Consider the following 16615-nt stretch of genomic DNA (forward strand, 5'->3'; position numbering starts at 1 on the left):
GGTGCCATGAAGGTCAGCAATCTGAGGCGGAGCCGCCGTTCGCCAGTTGGCCGTGGACTTCGGCTCCTCGGCCATTGCGGCCGCTGAAGTACCCTACCGCGAACGACGGTTCAAGATTTGGAGCAGACGTTCAACGCCCGACTTCATTTGCTACCGAGGGCAGCTCACAGGAAATTGGGAATGTTAGAACTTACCAACGTGCCTTGTCTTCGACCAAAGAGTATGGGTCGATCGATTCTGATCTTAGGTAAGTCTGAAAACTCGCGATTGCCCGTTGAAGCAACGATTCAAAGAGAAGCGAGGGATATACCAGATACCATTTCGGATCACCGATGTAGCCATGATAATAGGGATCACTGGAGGACGTAAAAACCTCCATTGCCTCACCGGGCTCACGCAACTCGTGGACTAAGCTGTTTCTGTAGCGATAAAGAAGCGCGTGGTGTTGATAATCGCGAACCGCCTTTTTCTCCTCCTCAACTGAGGCTAACGCCAGTAGGTCAGAGACAGGTTCGTCAATCCTGGAAACTGGGAGCGCCCCACCGTCCTCGGTCGAGAACGAGCTCAGCTTTTCCGTCACGTACTGCCCGAGCGGGCGTTGCAAGAGCTTCAATGCTTCGAGTTCGTCTCGCAGAAATGGAAGACTAACAAGCTCACCTTCTGGCCAGGCGCCATGCTCTTTCACGAAACGCACAAATCGCTCGCGATTCTGTCGTGAAAGTTGTGGGTACGTTGATTTGTGATACCTAATCCCCGCTAGAGTATCAATAGCGGACACGTAAAGTACCTTCCTGTGACGAGATTCACTATCGGCCCTACTGTCTACATCACCAGTCAATGGCGTGATCTTCACGCGTCCAATTTCTGAAACCTGGCGGTAGAAGTATGCGCAGAAGTGTTCGATGCTCGCGGCATTGGTCTGAGTCACTTATTTCTCCGTATCGTGCGCGGCAAGATGCTACCCCCCAGTAAGGCACAAACCATGGCAGCAAATCCGCCTGCCATCGTGCCTCCGTGCAGCATAAACACGAGCGCAAACACAGACACCTCTACAGTAAAGCCGAGAACTTGGCCGTGTGTAATCTTGTGCCACATGCTCCACAACCCAAGGAACATTACAACGCCGTAAAACAAAGGCGTAAAGTCCATGTGTGCCAGCCCGATTCCCATTACGCTCTCCTTGATGGCATCTGATTGCAGATAACAGCTTTGTGGTTCCATCCCAAGCCGTTTATTTGCCGTCTACCACGAATATTTTCGATAACGGAATGGCTTTAGGAAACGGTCTGGATGGTACGCAGTTCATGTTCGACGCATAACTAACGACGTGCAAGAAAAATCGTAGGGGAAAAATGAGAATCTCGCGCAGCACCATGGCAGGATTGCAGTTGGATTCCAACACCCGTCTATCGGAGTTGATTCCAGCGCGCGATTACAGCAATTTGAACCGGCAGGATTGTCAGCTACGAGTCTGGCTTCCAGACCCCGCTAAGCGGGCATTGGAAGAGGTGTGCGAAATAAACGAAACATCGATGACTGTTTATTTGACCGAATACTTCGCAACCTATCTTTTTGGTAGTCACGAACTGCTGCGAATGCGCTCAGGTGGTGTTGGGTTGTACGAGCCAAAGCCTGTGACGCGCTATAACCTGGAATCTGCTGGTGTGCCAGCGGAACCCAACCTTGGCAAAAACATCTTTGCGCTAAAAATTTGGGTGCCCGAGAAAATCAAGGGTGGTCTTCGGTCTCTGGCGGAACGCGCCGGAGTGACTCTCGGTGAATTTACACGTGCTTTGATCTGTGCGCACTTGTTCGGACACGAGTATGGGGAAGGCAAATTAATGAACAACGCAATGTTGAATGAGAATGTGGCGCAGGACTGGGAGAATGCGCTGATTGATAATGAAGCATTTTAGAGCGCAGCTAAATCGGTCATCAATGACAAGATTAACTCGAAAACAAAAATGAAAATCGGAGAGCAAGTCCGCCACCGTAGCCGTCCAGATATGGGGGCAGGAAAAATTGCCGAACTATATCCTGATGGTACTTGCCAAATTGTTTTCCTGCATGGCAGGTTTAGCGGCATCCCGATCGACACAGTTGTTTCAATTGAAGCGGAAATAGCTGCAGCTCAGAGTCGCAAATACCTGCTCGAAGAGATTCATGGAGAGTTTGAGACCGCATTTATGGATGCAGATGCTTTTTTCAACGCATCCTGCGCACACCTAATCGATCAAAATGATTATGAATCAGAGAAAACAACGTTCATTCAATCATGGTTCGCAGCTAACATCACGCGCTCTATAGACGATGAACAGGCCGCAGCCATCGCAGCCGTTCATGGCCATGTTCAGGTGGTGGCCCGCGCTGGCAGCGGAAAAACAGCCACGCTGGTTAATCGCGCCTATTTCCTGCAAAAACACTGTGGTGTCAGACCCAGCGAAATAATGTTGCTCGCCTTCAACAAGAAGGCGGCAGAAGAAATGGAGCATCGGCTTGGAAAGTTGCTTGATGGTCAGCCAACGCCCTATGTCATGACGTTCCATGCGCTGGCACATTCCCTCGTCCATCCCGAGCAAAATCTAATCCACGACAGTTCGGATGGCAGCAGTCTGGCTCTCAGCAGCTTCGTGCAGAAAGTTATTGATGATCGACTGAGGCATCCAGAATTCATGCACCTCATCCGCAAGGTGATGGTGGCCAGCTTTCAGGAAGACTGGGACAAGATTGAGGCGGGGGGCTACCACCTGAGCAAGGACGAAATGCTCGACTATCGCCGTTCGCTTAAACGCGAATCGCTGGACGGGAAATTCGTCAAGTCATTTGGTGAAAAGCTGATCGCGAATTTTTTGTTTGAACATCAGGTTGACTACCTCTATGAGCCGGCCGAACGAGGCTGGCTGAAGAACTATCATCCTGACTTCAAAATCCTACGCGGAGATGGAACCGGTGTTGCCATCGAGTACTTCGGTATGTCTGGTGATCCAGACTACGATGAAATGTCTGAAACAAAGCGGGGCTATTGGCGCAAGAAGCCTGGCTGGACCCTGATCGAATGTTCGCCTGATGGCATCAGGATGTATGGCATAGATGGTTTTTTGCGCATGCTGCAGACAGCCTTGGAAAGAGAGGGATGCGTTTTTCGGCGCATGAGCGAGGATGAAATATGGCACCAGATTTCCAGGCGATCCATCGACCGCTTTTCGACAATGACAAAAAGTTTCATTGCCCGCTGCCGGAAGCTGGAATTAACACCACAGTCGTTGCAAATTCGTATCGATGGGGACAAGGCGCGTTGGCAGGTTGAGGCGGATTTTCTGGGAATCATTCAGCCTATCTACAGCGATTACCTTGAACGCCTCGACGTTGACGACAAGGAAGATTTCGATGGACTGATGCACCGCGCCACAAGAGCAGTGGAAGATGGCAGGACATCTTTCTCACGTCACATAAAAAAACAGCAGGGTGATTTGGCGAATCTACGCTTCATTCTGATCGATGAATATCAGGACTTTTCCAAGCCGTTCCATTCGATGGTCAATGCAATTTTAAGTAAGAACTCTAGTCTGCAGCTATTCTGCGTTGGCGATGATTGGCAGGCCATAAATGGCTATGCCGGTTCAGACCTTAAGTATTACAAAGACTTCAAGACCTATTTCCCGTCTTCCGAGCGATTACATATCTCGACTAATTACCGATCGTCGGCAGGTATCGTCGAGATTGGAAATGCAGTCATGAAGAAACAGGGAGGAAAACCGGCGTCTGCGCATTCGACATCTGCAGGAAGTATCTGGCTTGCGGAAAAAGATAATTTCCAGTCATCCCCATCCGAAGAAGCGCGCCATGGCGACGACAAAATTACACCGATGGTGTTACGTCTCGTTGCCAAGGCCCTGGACCAAGGGAAGAAGGATGTCGTTTTGCTTTCCCGCACCAATAATGCGCCAGGATATATCGACTATGGCGCTCATCAGGGGAGCGACGGCGATGCCCATGAAAAGTACATTGTGCGCTTCGGAAAGTTGATTCGATCTTACTTTCCTGAGCACCAAAGGCCACGCATAAAGGTTTCCACAGCGCATGGATTTAAAGGGCTCCAGGCGGATCTCGTTGTGGTGTTAGATGCTGTGGCAGGCTGCTATCCATTGATTCACCAAGATTGGATTTTTCTGCGTGTTCTAGGGGAAAACATTGCACAAATCACTGAAGAGTCACGCCGGCTCTTTTATGTCGCTCTGACGCGGGCGGTCGATACGTTGGTGATATTTACCGAGAAGAACAAAAAATCTCCGTTCCTTGAGGACATTGAGAAGCAAAAGCCACTCATGCCGATACGCTGGTCGGACTACCCACCCGTTGTTGCGCAGTCCGATCGACTGCTCGTGATGGTCGGGAACCAGCCATATCGGGGCAGCACGCCGACCGTCAGTATCAAAGATTTTCTGAAGCAAGATGGTTATTCACCAGCAAGGCCGGATGGGAAGTGGTTCTGGGTAAAAACCTTCCCATGCGAGGACTTCTCCGTTGAATCAATCAGGGATTCTGCGTGGTCATGCAATGCGGATGGAGTGGAGGTACGGATACTCGACGAGCAAGACAATTTAGTTGAAAAATATTTCATCGACCATAGTGTCTGGATCCTTCAGCCTAGCGAGTGAGAAAGATGAATGAGCCAACGTGGTTCCATTAACAAATTCCTTTCGCTTTTAATACATCATAGCTAGTCACGCAGGTTTGTCCCGAAGGGCAGAAGTCAGTTCTGCCGTTGGCACAGTGAAAGAAAGGAATGTCTGCTCCCGCTGCGAAGCTGTCTTCCCCCAGCAAAACCTGAACGACGGCTTAGGCCGATCAACAGAAGTACGCGCTGGTTCCACGGCCGACCGCTTACTGGCCTACACCGGCCGCCCAGTAACGCATTTTTACCGCTCCGCCAGTGACGGCTGATGGCCGAACCCGGCCTGTCACGTTTGGCTAATACCCACGCCCCATTCAGGATCCTGCTGATTCAGTCCGCGAAGGCCACGAAGCGCGGTTTATAACGCCGCCATTGTCTTGATGTGCGCCGCCACGCTGCGCCCCAGGGCGCTGAGGTCGTAGCCGCCTTCGAGCACCGAGACGATGCGGCCTTCGGCGTGGCGTGCGGCCACATCCATCACCTGCTCGGTGATCCAGACGTAATCCACTTCGACCAGGCCGAACTGCGCCATATCGTCTTCGCGGTGACCGTCGAAGCCGGCGGAGAAAAACAGCATTTGCGGCCGGTGCGCTTCCAGGCGCGGCATGATCTGCGCGCTGAAGGCTTCGCGGTAGGCATTGCCGGTGGTGCCGGCAGGCAGCGGCACGTTGACGATGTGCGCGCTGGCAGTGTCGGCGCCGCAGTGGGGGTAGAAGGGATGCTGGAAGGTGGAGCAGAGCATCACGCGCGGATCGTCCGTGAAGATGTCCTCGGTGCCGTTGCCGTGGTGGACGTCGAAATCGACGATGGCGACCCGTTCGAGGCCGTGTGCTTCCAGCGCGTGCGCGACGGCGACGGCAACATTGTTGAAGAGGCAGAAGCCCATGGCCTGGTTGCGGGTGGCGTGGTGGCCGGGAGGGCGGCAGGCGACGAAGGCGTTGGCCACTTCACCGCGCATCACCCAATCCACCGCCATGACTGCGCCGCCCGCAGCATGCAAGGCGGCGTCCAAGGTATGCGGGTTCATGCGGGTGTCGGGGTCGAGCGCGTGGAAGCCTTCGCTGGGCGAGGCAGCTTCGATGGTGTCGATGTAAGCGGCGTCGTGCACCCGCAGCAGCTGGCTGCGATGCACCAGCTGGGCTTCGAGATGCGTCAGGTAATCGAACAGGTGGGCGGCATGCAGCCGGTCGTCGATGGCGCGCAGCCGCTCGGGACTCTCCGGATGCCAGCTTCCCATGTTGTGCAGGAGATAGCTGGGGTGGGTGATGTAGGCGGTATGCATGGCGCGGGGGAAGCAAGGGAATAACAAACTATACGCCCGGCGTGATGGCGCGGTAACAGGGGATGGCCTAGCATAGGCTGTTCCCGATCCAATTGATTTGCCGTACTCCATCCCAAAGCAAACCATGCCCCAACACTATCTTCACCCCCTGTTCAACGCGCGTTCGGTGGCGGTCTTCGGCGCCAGCGAACGCGCGGACTCGGTCGCCGGCATCCTGTTCAGGAACCTGCGCAATGCCGGCTACCAAGGCGAGGTCTATCCGGTCAATCCCAAGCACGAGACGGTGTTCGGTGCGCGCTGCTACGCCTCGGCCAGCGAATTGCCGGCGGTCCCGGAACTGGCGCTGATCGCCACCCCAGCGCCGACGGTGGCGCAGGTCATGGAGGAATGCGGACAGCGCGGCATCCGCCATGCCATCGTGCTGTCCGCCGGTTTTCGCGAGGTGGGCGAGAAGGGCGCGGCGCTGGAAGACAGCGTGAAGGCAGTTGCCAAAAAACACGGCATCCGCTTCATCGGCCCCAACTGCCTGGGCATCCAGCGGCCTTCCATCGGGCTGAACGCTACCTTCAGCCAGGGTGCGACCCTGTCCGGCGACCTCGCGCTGGTGTCGCAGTCCGGCGCGATCTGCACCGCCATGCTGGACTGGGCGGAAACCAACGGCATCGGCTTTTCCAGCGTGATCTCCACCGGCGCGTCGGCCGACCTGGATTTCGGCGAAATCCTCGACTACCTCGCCTTTGACACGCAGACCCGCGGCGTTCTGCTTTACATCGAGGGCATTCGTGACGCGCGCCGTTTCATGAGCGCGCTGCGTGCGATCTCCCGTTTCAAGCCCGTCGTCATGGTGAAGGTGGGGCGCCACGCGACGGGGGGCCGCGCGGTGCTGTCGCACACCGGCGCGCTGGTCGGCTCGGACGCGGTGTTCGACGCGCTGGTGCGGCGTGCCGGCGTGGTGCGGGTCAACACCATCCTGCAGCTGTTTGCCTCGGCACGCGCGCTGTCCACCCACATCAAGCCCACCGGCAACCGCCTCGCCATCGTCACCAATGGCGGCGGCCCTGGCGTCATGGCGACCGACCTCGCGGTGGACCTGGGGGTGCGCATGACCGAGCTGTCACCGGCGACGATCGCGACGCTCAATGGCGTGTTGCCGCCCAACTGGTCGCAGGCCAATCCGCTCGACATCATCGGCGATGCGACTGCCGAGCGCTATCGTGCGGCGGTCGGCGCCTGCCTCGCCGACGACAACGTCGACGGCGTGCTGGCGATGCTGACGCCGCAGGCGATGACCCGGCCATCCGAGGCGGCGCAGGCCGTGATCGAGGTGGCGAAGACCTCGAGCAAGCCGGTGCTGACCTGCTGGATGGGCGAGGCGCAGGTGCACGAGGGCCGGCGTCTGTTCAAGCAGGCCGGGATTCCCTACTTCACCACGCCGGAACCGGCGGTCGAGGTGTTCTCTTATCTTTCCGCCTTTTACGAGAACCAGCGGCTCTTGATGCAGACGCCGGGGCCACTGTCGCAGCAGGCCGAGCCGGACGTCGAAGGCGCGCGCCTGATCATCGAGAGCGCCCTGGCGCACGGCCGCCACCTGTTGAACGAGGTGGAATCGAAGGCGCTGCTGGCGGCGTTCCACATCCCCATCGCACAGACCCTGATCGCACGCGATCCCATGGAAGCGATGCTAATGGCGCAGCAGATGGGCTTTCCGGTGGCGATGAAAATCAATTCGCCGGACATCACTCACAAGTCCGACGTCAACGGCGTGCGCCTCGGTTTGTCGAGCGGCCAGGCAGTGCGCGCCGCCTTCGGCGAGATGCTCGCCGATGTGAAGCGCCTGCGCCCCGACGCCACCCTTGAAGGCATCGTCATCGAGCCCATGGCGGCCCGCCCGCACGCGCGCGAGGTGCTGTTGGGCATGACCTCGGACCCGGTGCTGGGTCCGGTGATCGTGTTCGGCGCCGGCGGCGTCGATGTCGAAGCCTTCCGGGATCGTGCGGTGACCTTGCCGCCGCTCAACCGCTACCTGGCGCGCGATCTGATCCAGCGTACCCGCGTCGCGACCCTGCTGGGCCCGTTCCGCAATCGCCCGCCGGTCGACATGGATGCGCTGGAGAACGTGCTGCTGCGCCTGTCGGAAATGGTCTGCGAGCTGCCCTGGCTGGCGGAGCTGGACATCAACCCCCTGCTGGTGGACGAACACGGCGCGCTGGCGCTTGATGCGCGCATCGTCATCGCGCCGCGCGTGCCGATGGCCGACCGCTACGGCCACATGGCGATCCACCCCTATCCGGCGCATCTGGTGACGCACTGGCAATTGCCGAGCGGCAACGACGTCGTCATTCGCCCGATCCGCCCCGAGGATGCCGATCTGACCCAGGGCTTCGTGAAGAGCCTGTCCGCGGAAACCAAATATTTCCGTTTCATGGATGCGGTGAGCGAGCTGTCGCCGACCGAGCTGGCGCGCCTGACCCAGATTGACTACACGCGCGAAATGGCGCTGCTGGCGTTGACCGAGGTCGATGGCCGGGAAATGGAGCTCGGCGTGGCGCGCTATGCCATCAATCCGGATGGCGAGACCTGCGAATTTGCCCTGGTGGTCAACGACCAGTGGCAGAAGCAGGGGATCGGCCACAAGCTCATGGACGTGCTGATGGACGTGGCGCGCGGCCGCGGCCTCAAGGTGATGGAAGGCGAAGTGCTGAAAACCAATCGCCCCATGCTGAAGCTGGTGGAAGCCCTGGGGTTTCAGATCGAGCCGCATCCCGAGGATGAGACGGTGCGAAAGATTTCACGCGCGTTGTAGCGCGGTCAGGCGAACTTTACAACCTTAGTCATTCACCACAGAGACACAGAGACACAGAGGAAACAATCGGTTGCAGGAAGACCTGCCACCCCAACCCGTGAATGACGGCCACAGGACTTTTTCCTTGTTTTTCAACTCTGTGTCTCTGTGCCTCTGTGGTGAATGGTTTTTTTTCAGGATCAAGGGAACAGGCTCTGCTGCCGGGTGCAAGTCAGGTTGCGACCAGCCTCCTTGGCCGCATACAGCGCCTGGTCGGCCAGGCTCACCAGCACGTCCATGTCGGCGATGCCGGATTCGCGCGTTGCCACGCCGATGCTGACGGTGAGCGTTTTTTCCGTTTGCCCGATGGCCATCCGTTTGGCGCCCAGGTTCACGCGCAGGCGTTCGGCCGATTGCATCGCGGACTTGAGGTCGGTGTTGGGACAAATGACCAGGAATTCCTCGCCGCCGATGCGGCAGACGCTGTCTTCGCGGCGTGCCGATGCGCGCAGGGTCGCCGCGGCCTCGCGCAGCACCAAATCGCCGGCGGCGTGGCCGTGGCTGTCGTTGATCTGCTTGAAGTGATCGATGTCGATCACCATCACCGAAAGTGGCAGGCCGGAGCGCGAAGCGGCACTCCAGGCCTGTTCGAGTTGATCCATGGCCGAGCGACGGTTGGGCAGCCCGGTCAACTGGTCGGTGAGCGCGGCCGTGGCCAGCCGCCGGTTGGCCACGACCAGCTCGGCCGCAATCTGGCGCAGCTGCATGCGGTCTTTTTCCCAGGCGGCCTGTAACTGCACCAGTCGCTGTGCGGCGCACAGCCGGATGCGCAGACCCTTGGCGCTGATGGCGTTGGGCACATAGCCGTCGGCGCCCGCCTCGAAGGCGTTGATCAACTGTTCTTCGCCGTGCTCGTCGGCCGTCAGCAGGATATGCATGCGACGGCCTTCTTCGGTTGCGCGCAGGGCCTGGCACAACTCCAGGCCGTCGAGCAGCGGCAGGTCGACATGCGCAATGATGACGTGGGGCAGCACTTCCATCGCCAGCGCCAGCGCAGTGTTGCCGTTTTCGGCCGGGTACACGGTGTGCTCGCTGTCCTCGACCAGCAGCGCCATGGTTTTGCGGCGGTTGATGGCGTTGCCATCCGCCACCACGATGCGCAGCGGGATGTCGCTTTCCTTCGTTTCCTCCTTGGTCTCGTGGTAGCCGTGACAGATTTCGGCAAATGACGGCAGCGCTGTCGCCGGAATCTTCAGCAGTTCGCTCCATTCCCGCCAGCTGTCGATGACTTGGTCGATAAAGCGTCCGGCGTCTTCCTGCGGAATGTCGAGCTCGGTTGCCAGCGCCATCCATTCCTTCAACAGCTTCGGGCGCACGTCGGCATTGGCCAGCCCGAGATCGGCCAGACGATGCGACAGACGCAGCATCAGCATCAAGCTGTTGGAGCGCGAATCCTGAGGATAACTCGGGTGCCCCGGATATTCGTATTGGGTGAGCGGCCCGGTGAAGACCTTGGGCATGCCCCAGTCGCACAGCATGACGATGCCCAGTTCCGTGTGGTCGGTTTCCAGGCGGGCACGCTCATGGACGATGATCGCCTGCGCGGGATCGGCGTGTTGCGCCATCAGAACCGCGTTGTACTCATCGGGGTACACCGTCGCCAGCGCCAGCCGGCCCACCTGCGCCAGCAGGCCGCAGACAAACAGTTCGTCCGCAGCCGCCACGTGCAGCCGCATGCCAAGCGCCTGCATGCCCAGGGCCATCAGCAGCGAATGCGACCAGTATTCCTGATAGTCAAATGCCTTGCAGGCGCCATTTCGATACTGGTCCACCAGGGAAAACCCCAATGCTAGCTGGCGCACCGTCGCCATGCCCTGGCGCACCACGGCTTCCTGTACCGACACCACCGGGCGTGCGATGTGCGAAGCGGTGTTGGCCAGCTTGATCAGCCGCCCGGACAGCGCGGGATCGGTCTGCACCACCCGCGCAATTTCACCCAGCGTCGCATTCTCGCGCTGGGAGAGCTCAAGTATCGCCAACGCGACCCCGCGCGGCGTGGGCAGCTGCCCGCTGAGTTTGAGTTGTTCAAGCTGTGCCATCAATCAACCTGTTTCGATGAAGCGAATGCGCCGCTGTTATTTACGGATGGGTGGACCGAATCAGCCCCGATGGCCGCACGACGAGGAATGACTTTGGCTGCGTTTTAGCCGAGTCGATCAAAGACCGTAGGGGGCAGGCAGACAGTGGGTGCTGGGAGGCGCCAAACGTCATGCGTCCATCAGGGATATCGGCAGAATTCCGACAAAATGAAGCCCGCCATGCGCCGACCGGGGCGCTGACCGGCCGCTCAGGTCTCGCCGAGTTTGAGGTCCAGACAGCGCAGATAAGCCGCCGAATCAAACGCCGTCTGGTAGCGCTGAACCTGCCAGATCATCTCGGCCAGGCAGTCCATCACCGCGTGCTGGGCTTCCATCGCATCGCCATGCTGTTTCAGCAGGCGCTGGTAGCGGTCGCGGATGCCCGGCGGCTGGTCGACCGACAGCTGCTCACTGATGGCGAGGTGGATCGACAGGTGCAGAAAGGGGTTGGTCTCGCCGGATTCCGGCTGGTAATCCCGTTCGATATAACGATCAGGCTGATCGAGCAGGTCGTGGTATTCGGGGTGCGCCAGCACGGCGTCGAGCGCCGGCAGTTCAGCGCCCGTCAGCGGCTGCCCGGCACGGTATTTTGCCCACACGTCGAAGAAGAACTGGCGAACCTGGTCGCGGCTTGGATTAAACATTAGCCGGTTTGGGTGGGCGCAGCCCGACGTTTGCTCCCTCCCCCGTTCGGGGGGAGGGTTGGGGAGAGGGAGGCGGAGCCATCGGTTTGGGCCTGGCGTTTGCGCCCGCCTCCGCTTGCGGGAGCAGGAGCGGGCCATGTCTTGCCCTTGTACTCGCACAGGTCCGCAATGAGGCACTCGCCGCATCTGGGCTTTCTGGCCTGGCACACATAGCGCCCGTGCAGGATCAGCCAGTGATGCGCGTCGATGCGGAATTCATCCGGGATGGTCTTGAGCAGCTTCTTTTCCACCTCCAGTACGGTTTTGCCTGGGGCGAGGCCGGTGCGGTTGGCGACGCGGAAGATATGGGTGTCGACCGCCATGGTGGGCTGGCCGAACGCGGTGTTCAGAATGACGTTCGCAGTCTTGCGCCCCACGCCTGGTAGCGCCTCGAGCGCGGCACGGTCGACGGGCACCTGACTGCCGTGCAGCTCGATCAGCATTTTGCAAGCGGCGATAAGGTGGCGGGCCTTGCTCTTGTAGAGGCCGATCGTCTTGATGAACTCGGCAAGACCCGCTTCGTCCAGCGCGTAAATGGCTTCAGGCGTGTTGGCGACCGGAAACAGCCTGCGCGTCGCCAGGTTGACGCCCTTGTCGGTAGCTTGCGCCGACAGCACCACCGCCACCAGCAGCTCGAACGGCGTGCTGTATTCAAGCTCAGTGGTGGGGTGCGGATTGGCGGCGGCGAAGCGGTTGAATATTTCGCGACGTTTGGCGGCGTTCATCGTTCGGCCCGGCGCCTTTTCAGCGGCGGCTTCATGCAGGCATCGGGGCGGCGGCATGGACCCGCCGCTCGGCGCGGGCCTTCTGCCAGTTGTTCACGGCGATCAGCAGGCCCAGCGCGATGAAGGCGCCGGGCGGCAGGATGGCGAGCAGAAAGCCCTGGTAATCGGGCAGCACGTGCAGCACGAACTGTTTGGCCTCTTCGCCAAACACCAGGTCGATGCCGGACAACAGCGTGCCCTGGCCGGCGAGTTCGCGGATGCCGCCCAGCACCACCAGCACCATCGTCAGGCCCAGGCCCATCGCGACGGCGTCGACCACGCTGTGCAGCGGACGGTTCTTCGAGGCGAAGGCGTCGGCGCGCGCCAGCACGATGCAGTTGGTGGTGATGAGCGGAATGAAAATCCCCAGCACCAGATACAGCGGGTGCACGAAAGCATTCATCAGCAGGTCGATCACCGTGACCAGCGCGGCGATGATGAGGACAAACACCGGGATGCGGATTTCGTTCGGCACAAAATTGCGCACGCTCGACACCGCGCCGCTGGAGGCCGCCATCACCAGCGTCGTTGCCAGCCCCAGCGACAGCGCGTTGATGATGTTGTTGCTGATCGCCAGCAGCGGGCACAGGCCGAGCAGCTGCACCAGCCCGGTGTTCTGCTTGACGAGGCCGTTATGGAACAGGCTGCGGAATTCGTTCATCGTCATCATGCGATTTTCTCCTTGGCTGGCGGTGGTGCGACGAATGCCGCGCGATGCCGTGCGAAATAATCGAGCGCGTTCCTGACGGCCTTGACCACCGCGCGCGGGGTGATGGTGGCGCCGGCGCGGGCGTCGAAGGCGCCGCCGTCCTTGGCGACTTTCCAGTGCTTGGGCGCCGGGTTCGTCAGCGACTTGTCGGCAAACTGGTCGATCCACGCGCTCTTGGCGCGATCGATGTAATCGCCCAGGCCCGGCGTTTCGCGGTGGGCGGTGACGCGCACGCCGGTCACGTTGCCGTCGATGCCAATGCCGATCAGCAGGGCGATGTCGCCACTGTAGCCGTCCGGTGCGATCGCTTCCAGCACCACGGCGGTGACCGCGTCGCCGCGGCGGGCGATCCATCTGGCCGAGGGCTGGCGGGTGCCCAGCAGGTCATCCGGCAGCACGCTTTGCTGGCTGGCTAGCAGGTCGTTGTCGTACAGCGCGGCGGGCAGCACCTGGTTGATGAGCGCGAGTTTTTCGGCCTGCTGGCTGCGGGTGATGGTCGGTTCGGTGCGGTCGTGGGTAAACGCCAGCATGGCGGTGCCGAAGAGCGCGAACACGAACAGGATGGTGCCGGTGCGCAGCGCATTCTTCAGGGCAAACTGAATTGGCGATGTCATGCCTGCGGTTCCTTGCCTTTGCGTGCCCCGCCATAAACGCGCGGTTGGGTGTACTGGTCGATCAGCGGCACGGCGAGGTTCAGCAGCAGGATCGCGAAGGCCACGCCGTCCGGGTAGCCGCCCCAGGTGCGGATGACGATGGTGAGGAAGCCTGCGCCGAGGCCGAAAATCAGCTTGCCGCGCGGCGTCGTCGCGCCGGAAACGGGGTCGGTGGCGATGAAGAAGGCGCCCAGCATCACCGACGGCGCGAACAGGTGGAACCACGGCGCGCCGAAGCGCCCGGCGTCGAAGAAATGCAGGAAGCCGGCGGTGAGCCAGACGCCGGCGAGAAACGCCAGCGGCACGTGCCAGCTGATGATGCGCAGCGCCCACAGCACGAGGCCGCCGAGCAGGAACGCCGCCGCCAGCCACTCGAAGCCGGTGCCGCCGTAGTGGCCGAAAATCGGCTGTGTCATCACTTCGTCCACGGTCAACTGCTGCAGCAGGCCGGTTCGCAGCGCATCCAGCGGGGTGGCCATGGTGACGGCGTCGAGCGTGGTTTTGGGGACGTCGCCGCCGAAAATCACCGTTGCGCTCTGCTCCAGCGTGAGGGAGGCCGAGGTCAGTTCGAGCGGCCCCGCCCACTGTGTCATCTGCAGCGGGAACGACACGATCAGCACCGCGTAGCCCACCATCGCCGGGTTGAAGATGTTCTGCCCCAGTCCGCCATACAGGTGCTTGGCGACCACGATGGCGAACAGCGTGCCGGTGACGATCAGCCACCACGGCGCCAGCGCAGGCAGCGACAAGGCCAGCAGCCAGGCGGTGACGATGGCGGAGAGATCGAGGAGGAAGGGCTTGGCCGGATAGCCGCGTGCCTTCAGCATTGCGGCTTCGCCCGCCAGCGCGGTGACGGTGGCGAGCGCAAGCGTCACCAGAATGCCCGGCCCGAACAGCCAGACATACACCGCGATGCCCGGGAGCAGGGCCGCCAGCACCCAGGCCATGACCTGGGTGACGCTACTGCGGTCGAGAATGAAAGGAGCGGGCATGGATTGTTTTCTTTTCTGACGCCTGAAGGAAATTCTGATTAATCCCGTCATCGCGAGGCCCGCAGGGCCGTGGCGATCCAGAGCTGATTGATGCCGCTGGCATTCTGGATTGCTTCGCTACGCTCGCAATGACAAGGAATGAATGGTTATGCATTTCCTTAATTCTTCTCTTGGGTGTCAAGCGGCTGGCGCGCCTGTTCGAGGATTTTAGCCCGGCGTGCCTCGATTTCCTCGATCTCGCGCCGGGTGTCGGGCGACAGTTGGTCGGTGTTCTTTGGGGCAAGCTCGGCCTTTTTCGCCTGCGCGCGCGCCAGCGCAGCCGCGATCAGCGCTTTCTTGGCGTCGGCGTCGCTGGGTGCGGCGCCCTCGGCCGCGGGGGCTGCAGCGAGTTCGGCGCGCCGCGTTTGATCCTGCGCAGCTTGCGCCCGCGCGGCCTGCGCCTTGGCGGCGAGCTTCTCGGCCTTTTCCTTCTTCTCGCGCTCCAGCCGGAACTGGCGGAATTCGTGGCGTTCGCGCGCCAGGTCGGCAGCGCGCTTTTCCTTTTCGCGCGCCCAGATCTCGCTCTTGGCGTAGCGATAGAAATCGACCAGCGGGATATGGCTGGGGCAGACATAGCTGCAGCCGCCGCATTCGATGCAGTCGAACAGGTGATATTCCTGTGCGTGGCCGAAGTCGCCGGCCTTGGCAAAGCGGAACAGTTCCTGCGGCTGCAGTTCGGCCGGGCAGACATCGGCGCAGCGGGTGCAGCGGATGCATGGCAGGGCTTTAGGCAGCGGCGGGAACAGCTCGTTTGACTGCACCAGGATGCAGTTGGTGGCCTTGACCACCGGCACCTCCAGGTTCGGCATCGGCACGCCCATCATCGGGCCGCCCATCAGCACGCCGGTGGTGCCGTCGCGGTCGCCTGCCAGCGTGATCAGCGTGTGCATCGGGGTGCCGATCAGCACCCCGAAATTCTGCCGGCGCAGTACGTGGCCGGTGACCGTGACCAGGCGCGAAATAAGCGGTTCGCCGTGGTGCACCGCACGCGCCAGCGCATGGGCGGTGCCGACGTTGAACACCTGGATGCCGATGTCGGTGGACAGCTTGCCGGAGGGGACTTGCTTGCCGGTGAGCGTCTCGATCATTTGCTTGGCGCCGCCGCCGGGGTAGATCGTCGGCACGGCGACGACTTCCACTGCAAAATCCACTTTTTGTGCGGCGGCCTGCATCGCGGCGATGGCTTCGGGCTTGTTGTCCTCGATGCCGACCAGAATTTCCGTGCTGCCCAGCAGATGCCGCATCACCGCCACGCCCTGCAGGATTTCGTCGGCGTGGTGGCGCATCAGCGCGTCATCGCAGGTGATCCACGGCTCGCATTCGCCGCCGTTGAGGATGAGTGTGGGGCAGTGGTGTGCCGTGCCGGGGTCGAGTTTGACTGCGCTGGGAAACACCGCGCCACCGAGACCGGTCAATCCCATGTCGCGCAGTTGCATGCGCAGCTCGGCCGGCGCCATCGTCCGGTAATCGAGCGGCGCGTGGTCTATCCATTCGTCGCGGCCGTCGGTTTCGAGGGTGATGCACAGGTCGGGCAGGCCGGAGATATGCGGAACCGGCTGCAGGCCGATCGCGGTGACCACGCCCGAACTCGATGCATGGACGGCTGCGGAAATATAACCATCTGCCGCACCGATCATCTGCCCTTTCAGTACCCGATCGCCCACGTTGACCACCGGCTTGGCCGCTTGGCCGATGTGCTGGCGCAGCGGGATGACCAGTTTTCTGGGCAGCGGCGCGGCATGAATCGGGTGGGTGCTCGATTCCGACTTGTGCTCGGGCGGGTGCACGCCGCCCTTGAATCTGAACAATTCTCGGCTCATGCGACTTCCCCCTCCGGCAAGATGGCGAAAGGGCGCTCGCCATCGCGTCGGGGGAGGCGCGCATTCGCAGCCACTCGC

Annotated in this window: 12 protein-coding genes and 1 pseudogene; 3 read left to right on the forward strand and 10 right to left on the reverse strand. The window is 60.6% G+C overall.

Annotation, left to right across the window (positions count from 1 at the left end):
• Positions 1-190: 190 nt before the first annotated feature.
• Together ABW22_RS17145 and ABW22_RS17915 are read right to left on the reverse strand one after the other, a co-directional pair.
• Entirely contained in the window at positions 191-928 is a 738-nt protein-coding gene (locus tag ABW22_RS17145) for a hypothetical protein (RefSeq protein ID WP_157648516.1), read from the reverse strand.
• Positions 925-1170: a hypothetical protein gene (locus tag ABW22_RS17915; protein ID WP_162264464.1), complete on the reverse strand. Its 246-nt coding sequence runs from the start codon at positions 1168-1170 to the stop codon at positions 925-927. The genes ABW22_RS17145 and ABW22_RS17915 overlap by 4 nt, the downstream gene beginning before the upstream one ends.
• Positions 1171-1388: 218 nt before the next feature.
• Here ABW22_RS17915 and ABW22_RS02595 point away from each other — a divergent pair, with 218 nt between their 5' ends.
• Together ABW22_RS02595 and ABW22_RS02600 are read left to right on the forward strand one after the other, a co-directional pair.
• Positions 1389-1916 carry a hypothetical protein gene (locus ABW22_RS02595; RefSeq protein WP_157648518.1) on the forward strand — a complete coding sequence of 176 codons (528 nt, stop codon included), beginning with the start codon at positions 1389-1391 and terminating at the stop codon, positions 1914-1916.
• A 48-nt stretch (positions 1917-1964) separates the two neighbouring features.
• Entirely contained in the window at positions 1965-4658 is a 2694-nt protein-coding gene (locus ABW22_RS02600; RefSeq protein ID WP_059751699.1) for a UvrD-helicase domain-containing protein, read from the forward strand.
• A gap of 375 nt (positions 4659-5033) precedes the next feature.
• Here ABW22_RS02600 and ABW22_RS02605 read toward each other — a convergent pair whose 3' ends face one another.
• Complete coding sequence (locus ABW22_RS02605) at positions 5034-5957, reverse strand: histone deacetylase family protein (protein WP_059751700.1); 924 nt, start codon at positions 5955-5957, stop codon at positions 5034-5036.
• A 124-nt stretch (positions 5958-6081) separates the two neighbouring features.
• On the opposite strand from ABW22_RS02605, the gene ABW22_RS02610 reads away from it, so the two are divergent.
• Positions 6082-8760, forward strand: coding sequence for a bifunctional acetate--CoA ligase family protein/GNAT family N-acetyltransferase (locus ABW22_RS02610; RefSeq protein WP_059751702.1), 2679 nt, complete (start codon positions 6082-6084; stop codon positions 8758-8760).
• 179 nt (positions 8761-8939) lie between these two features.
• Here the strand turns inward: ABW22_RS02610 and ABW22_RS02615 are convergent, their stop codons facing one another.
• From ABW22_RS02615 to rsxC, 7 genes and pseudogenes are all read right to left on the reverse strand, one after another.
• The gene (locus ABW22_RS02615) at positions 8940-10838 is read right to left on the reverse strand and encodes a diguanylate cyclase (protein ID WP_059751703.1); all 1899 of its coding nucleotides are present in this window, start codon (positions 10836-10838) and stop codon (positions 8940-8942) included.
• 248 nt (positions 10839-11086) lie between these two features.
• Complete coding sequence (locus ABW22_RS02620; protein WP_059751705.1) at positions 11087-11521, reverse strand: DUF1841 family protein; 435 nt, start codon at positions 11519-11521, stop codon at positions 11087-11089.
• Positions 11522-11655: 134 nt separating this feature from the next.
• Positions 11656-12285, reverse strand: a pseudogene (nth, locus tag ABW22_RS02625) (endonuclease III); the annotation flags it as partial.
• A 31-nt stretch (positions 12286-12316) separates the two neighbouring features.
• Positions 12317-12994, reverse strand: coding sequence for an electron transport complex subunit E (locus ABW22_RS02630; RefSeq protein ID WP_059751707.1), 678 nt, complete (start codon positions 12992-12994; stop codon positions 12317-12319).
• Positions 12991-13647, reverse strand: coding sequence for an electron transport complex subunit RsxG (gene rsxG / locus ABW22_RS02635; protein ID WP_059751709.1), 657 nt, complete (start codon positions 13645-13647; stop codon positions 12991-12993). The genes ABW22_RS02630 and rsxG overlap by 4 nt, the downstream gene beginning before the upstream one ends.
• A complete protein-coding gene (locus ABW22_RS02640) occupies positions 13644-14678 on the reverse strand; it encodes an RnfABCDGE type electron transport complex subunit D (RefSeq protein ID WP_059751711.1) in 1035 nt (344 codons plus the stop codon). Before ABW22_RS02640 ends, rsxG begins: the two co-directional genes overlap by 4 nt.
• 158 nt (positions 14679-14836) lie before the next feature.
• Positions 14837-16537 (reverse strand): electron transport complex subunit RsxC, encoded by a 1701-nt coding sequence (gene rsxC / locus ABW22_RS02645; protein WP_059751713.1) that lies wholly within the window; start codon positions 16535-16537, stop codon positions 14837-14839.
• Positions 16538-16615: the final 78 nt, after the last annotated feature.

It is taken from the genome of Thiobacillus denitrificans (genome assembly GCF_001530125.1).
Classification (GTDB): domain Bacteria; phylum Pseudomonadota; class Gammaproteobacteria; order Burkholderiales; family Thiobacillaceae; genus Thiobacillus; species Thiobacillus denitrificans_C.

Bases quoted from the DNA above. Each gene is read 5' to 3' on its own strand.
- ABW22_RS02605 (WP_059751700.1), bottom strand. From the start codon at position 5,957: ATGCATACCGCCTACATCACCCACCCCAGCTATCTCCTGCACAACATG.
- ABW22_RS02610 (WP_059751702.1), top strand. From the start codon at position 6,082: ATGCCCCAACACTATCTTCACCCCCTGTTCAACGCGCGTTCGGTGGCG.
- ABW22_RS02620 (WP_059751705.1), bottom strand. From the start codon at position 11,521: ATGTTTAATCCAAGCCGCGACCAGGTTCGCCAGTTCTTCTTCGACGTG.
- ABW22_RS02615 (WP_059751703.1), bottom strand. From the start codon at position 10,838: ATGGCACAGCTTGAACAACTCAAACTCAGCGGGCAGCTGCCCACGCCG.
- ABW22_RS02630 (WP_059751707.1), bottom strand. From the start codon at position 12,994: ATGATGACGATGAACGAATTCCGCAGCCTGTTCCATAACGGCCTCGTC.
- ABW22_RS02640 (WP_059751711.1), bottom strand. From the start codon at position 14,678: ATGCCCGCTCCTTTCATTCTCGACCGCAGTAGCGTCACCCAGGTCATG.
- ABW22_RS17915 (WP_162264464.1), bottom strand. From the start codon at position 1,170: ATGGGAATCGGGCTGGCACACATGGACTTTACGCCTTTGTTTTACGGC.
- rsxG (WP_059751709.1), bottom strand. From the start codon at position 13,647: ATGACATCGCCAATTCAGTTTGCCCTGAAGAATGCGCTGCGCACCGGC.
- ABW22_RS02600 (WP_059751699.1), top strand. From the start codon at position 1,965: ATGAAAATCGGAGAGCAAGTCCGCCACCGTAGCCGTCCAGATATGGGG.
- rsxC (WP_059751713.1), bottom strand. From the start codon at position 16,537: ATGAGCCGAGAATTGTTCAGATTCAAGGGCGGCGTGCACCCGCCCGAG.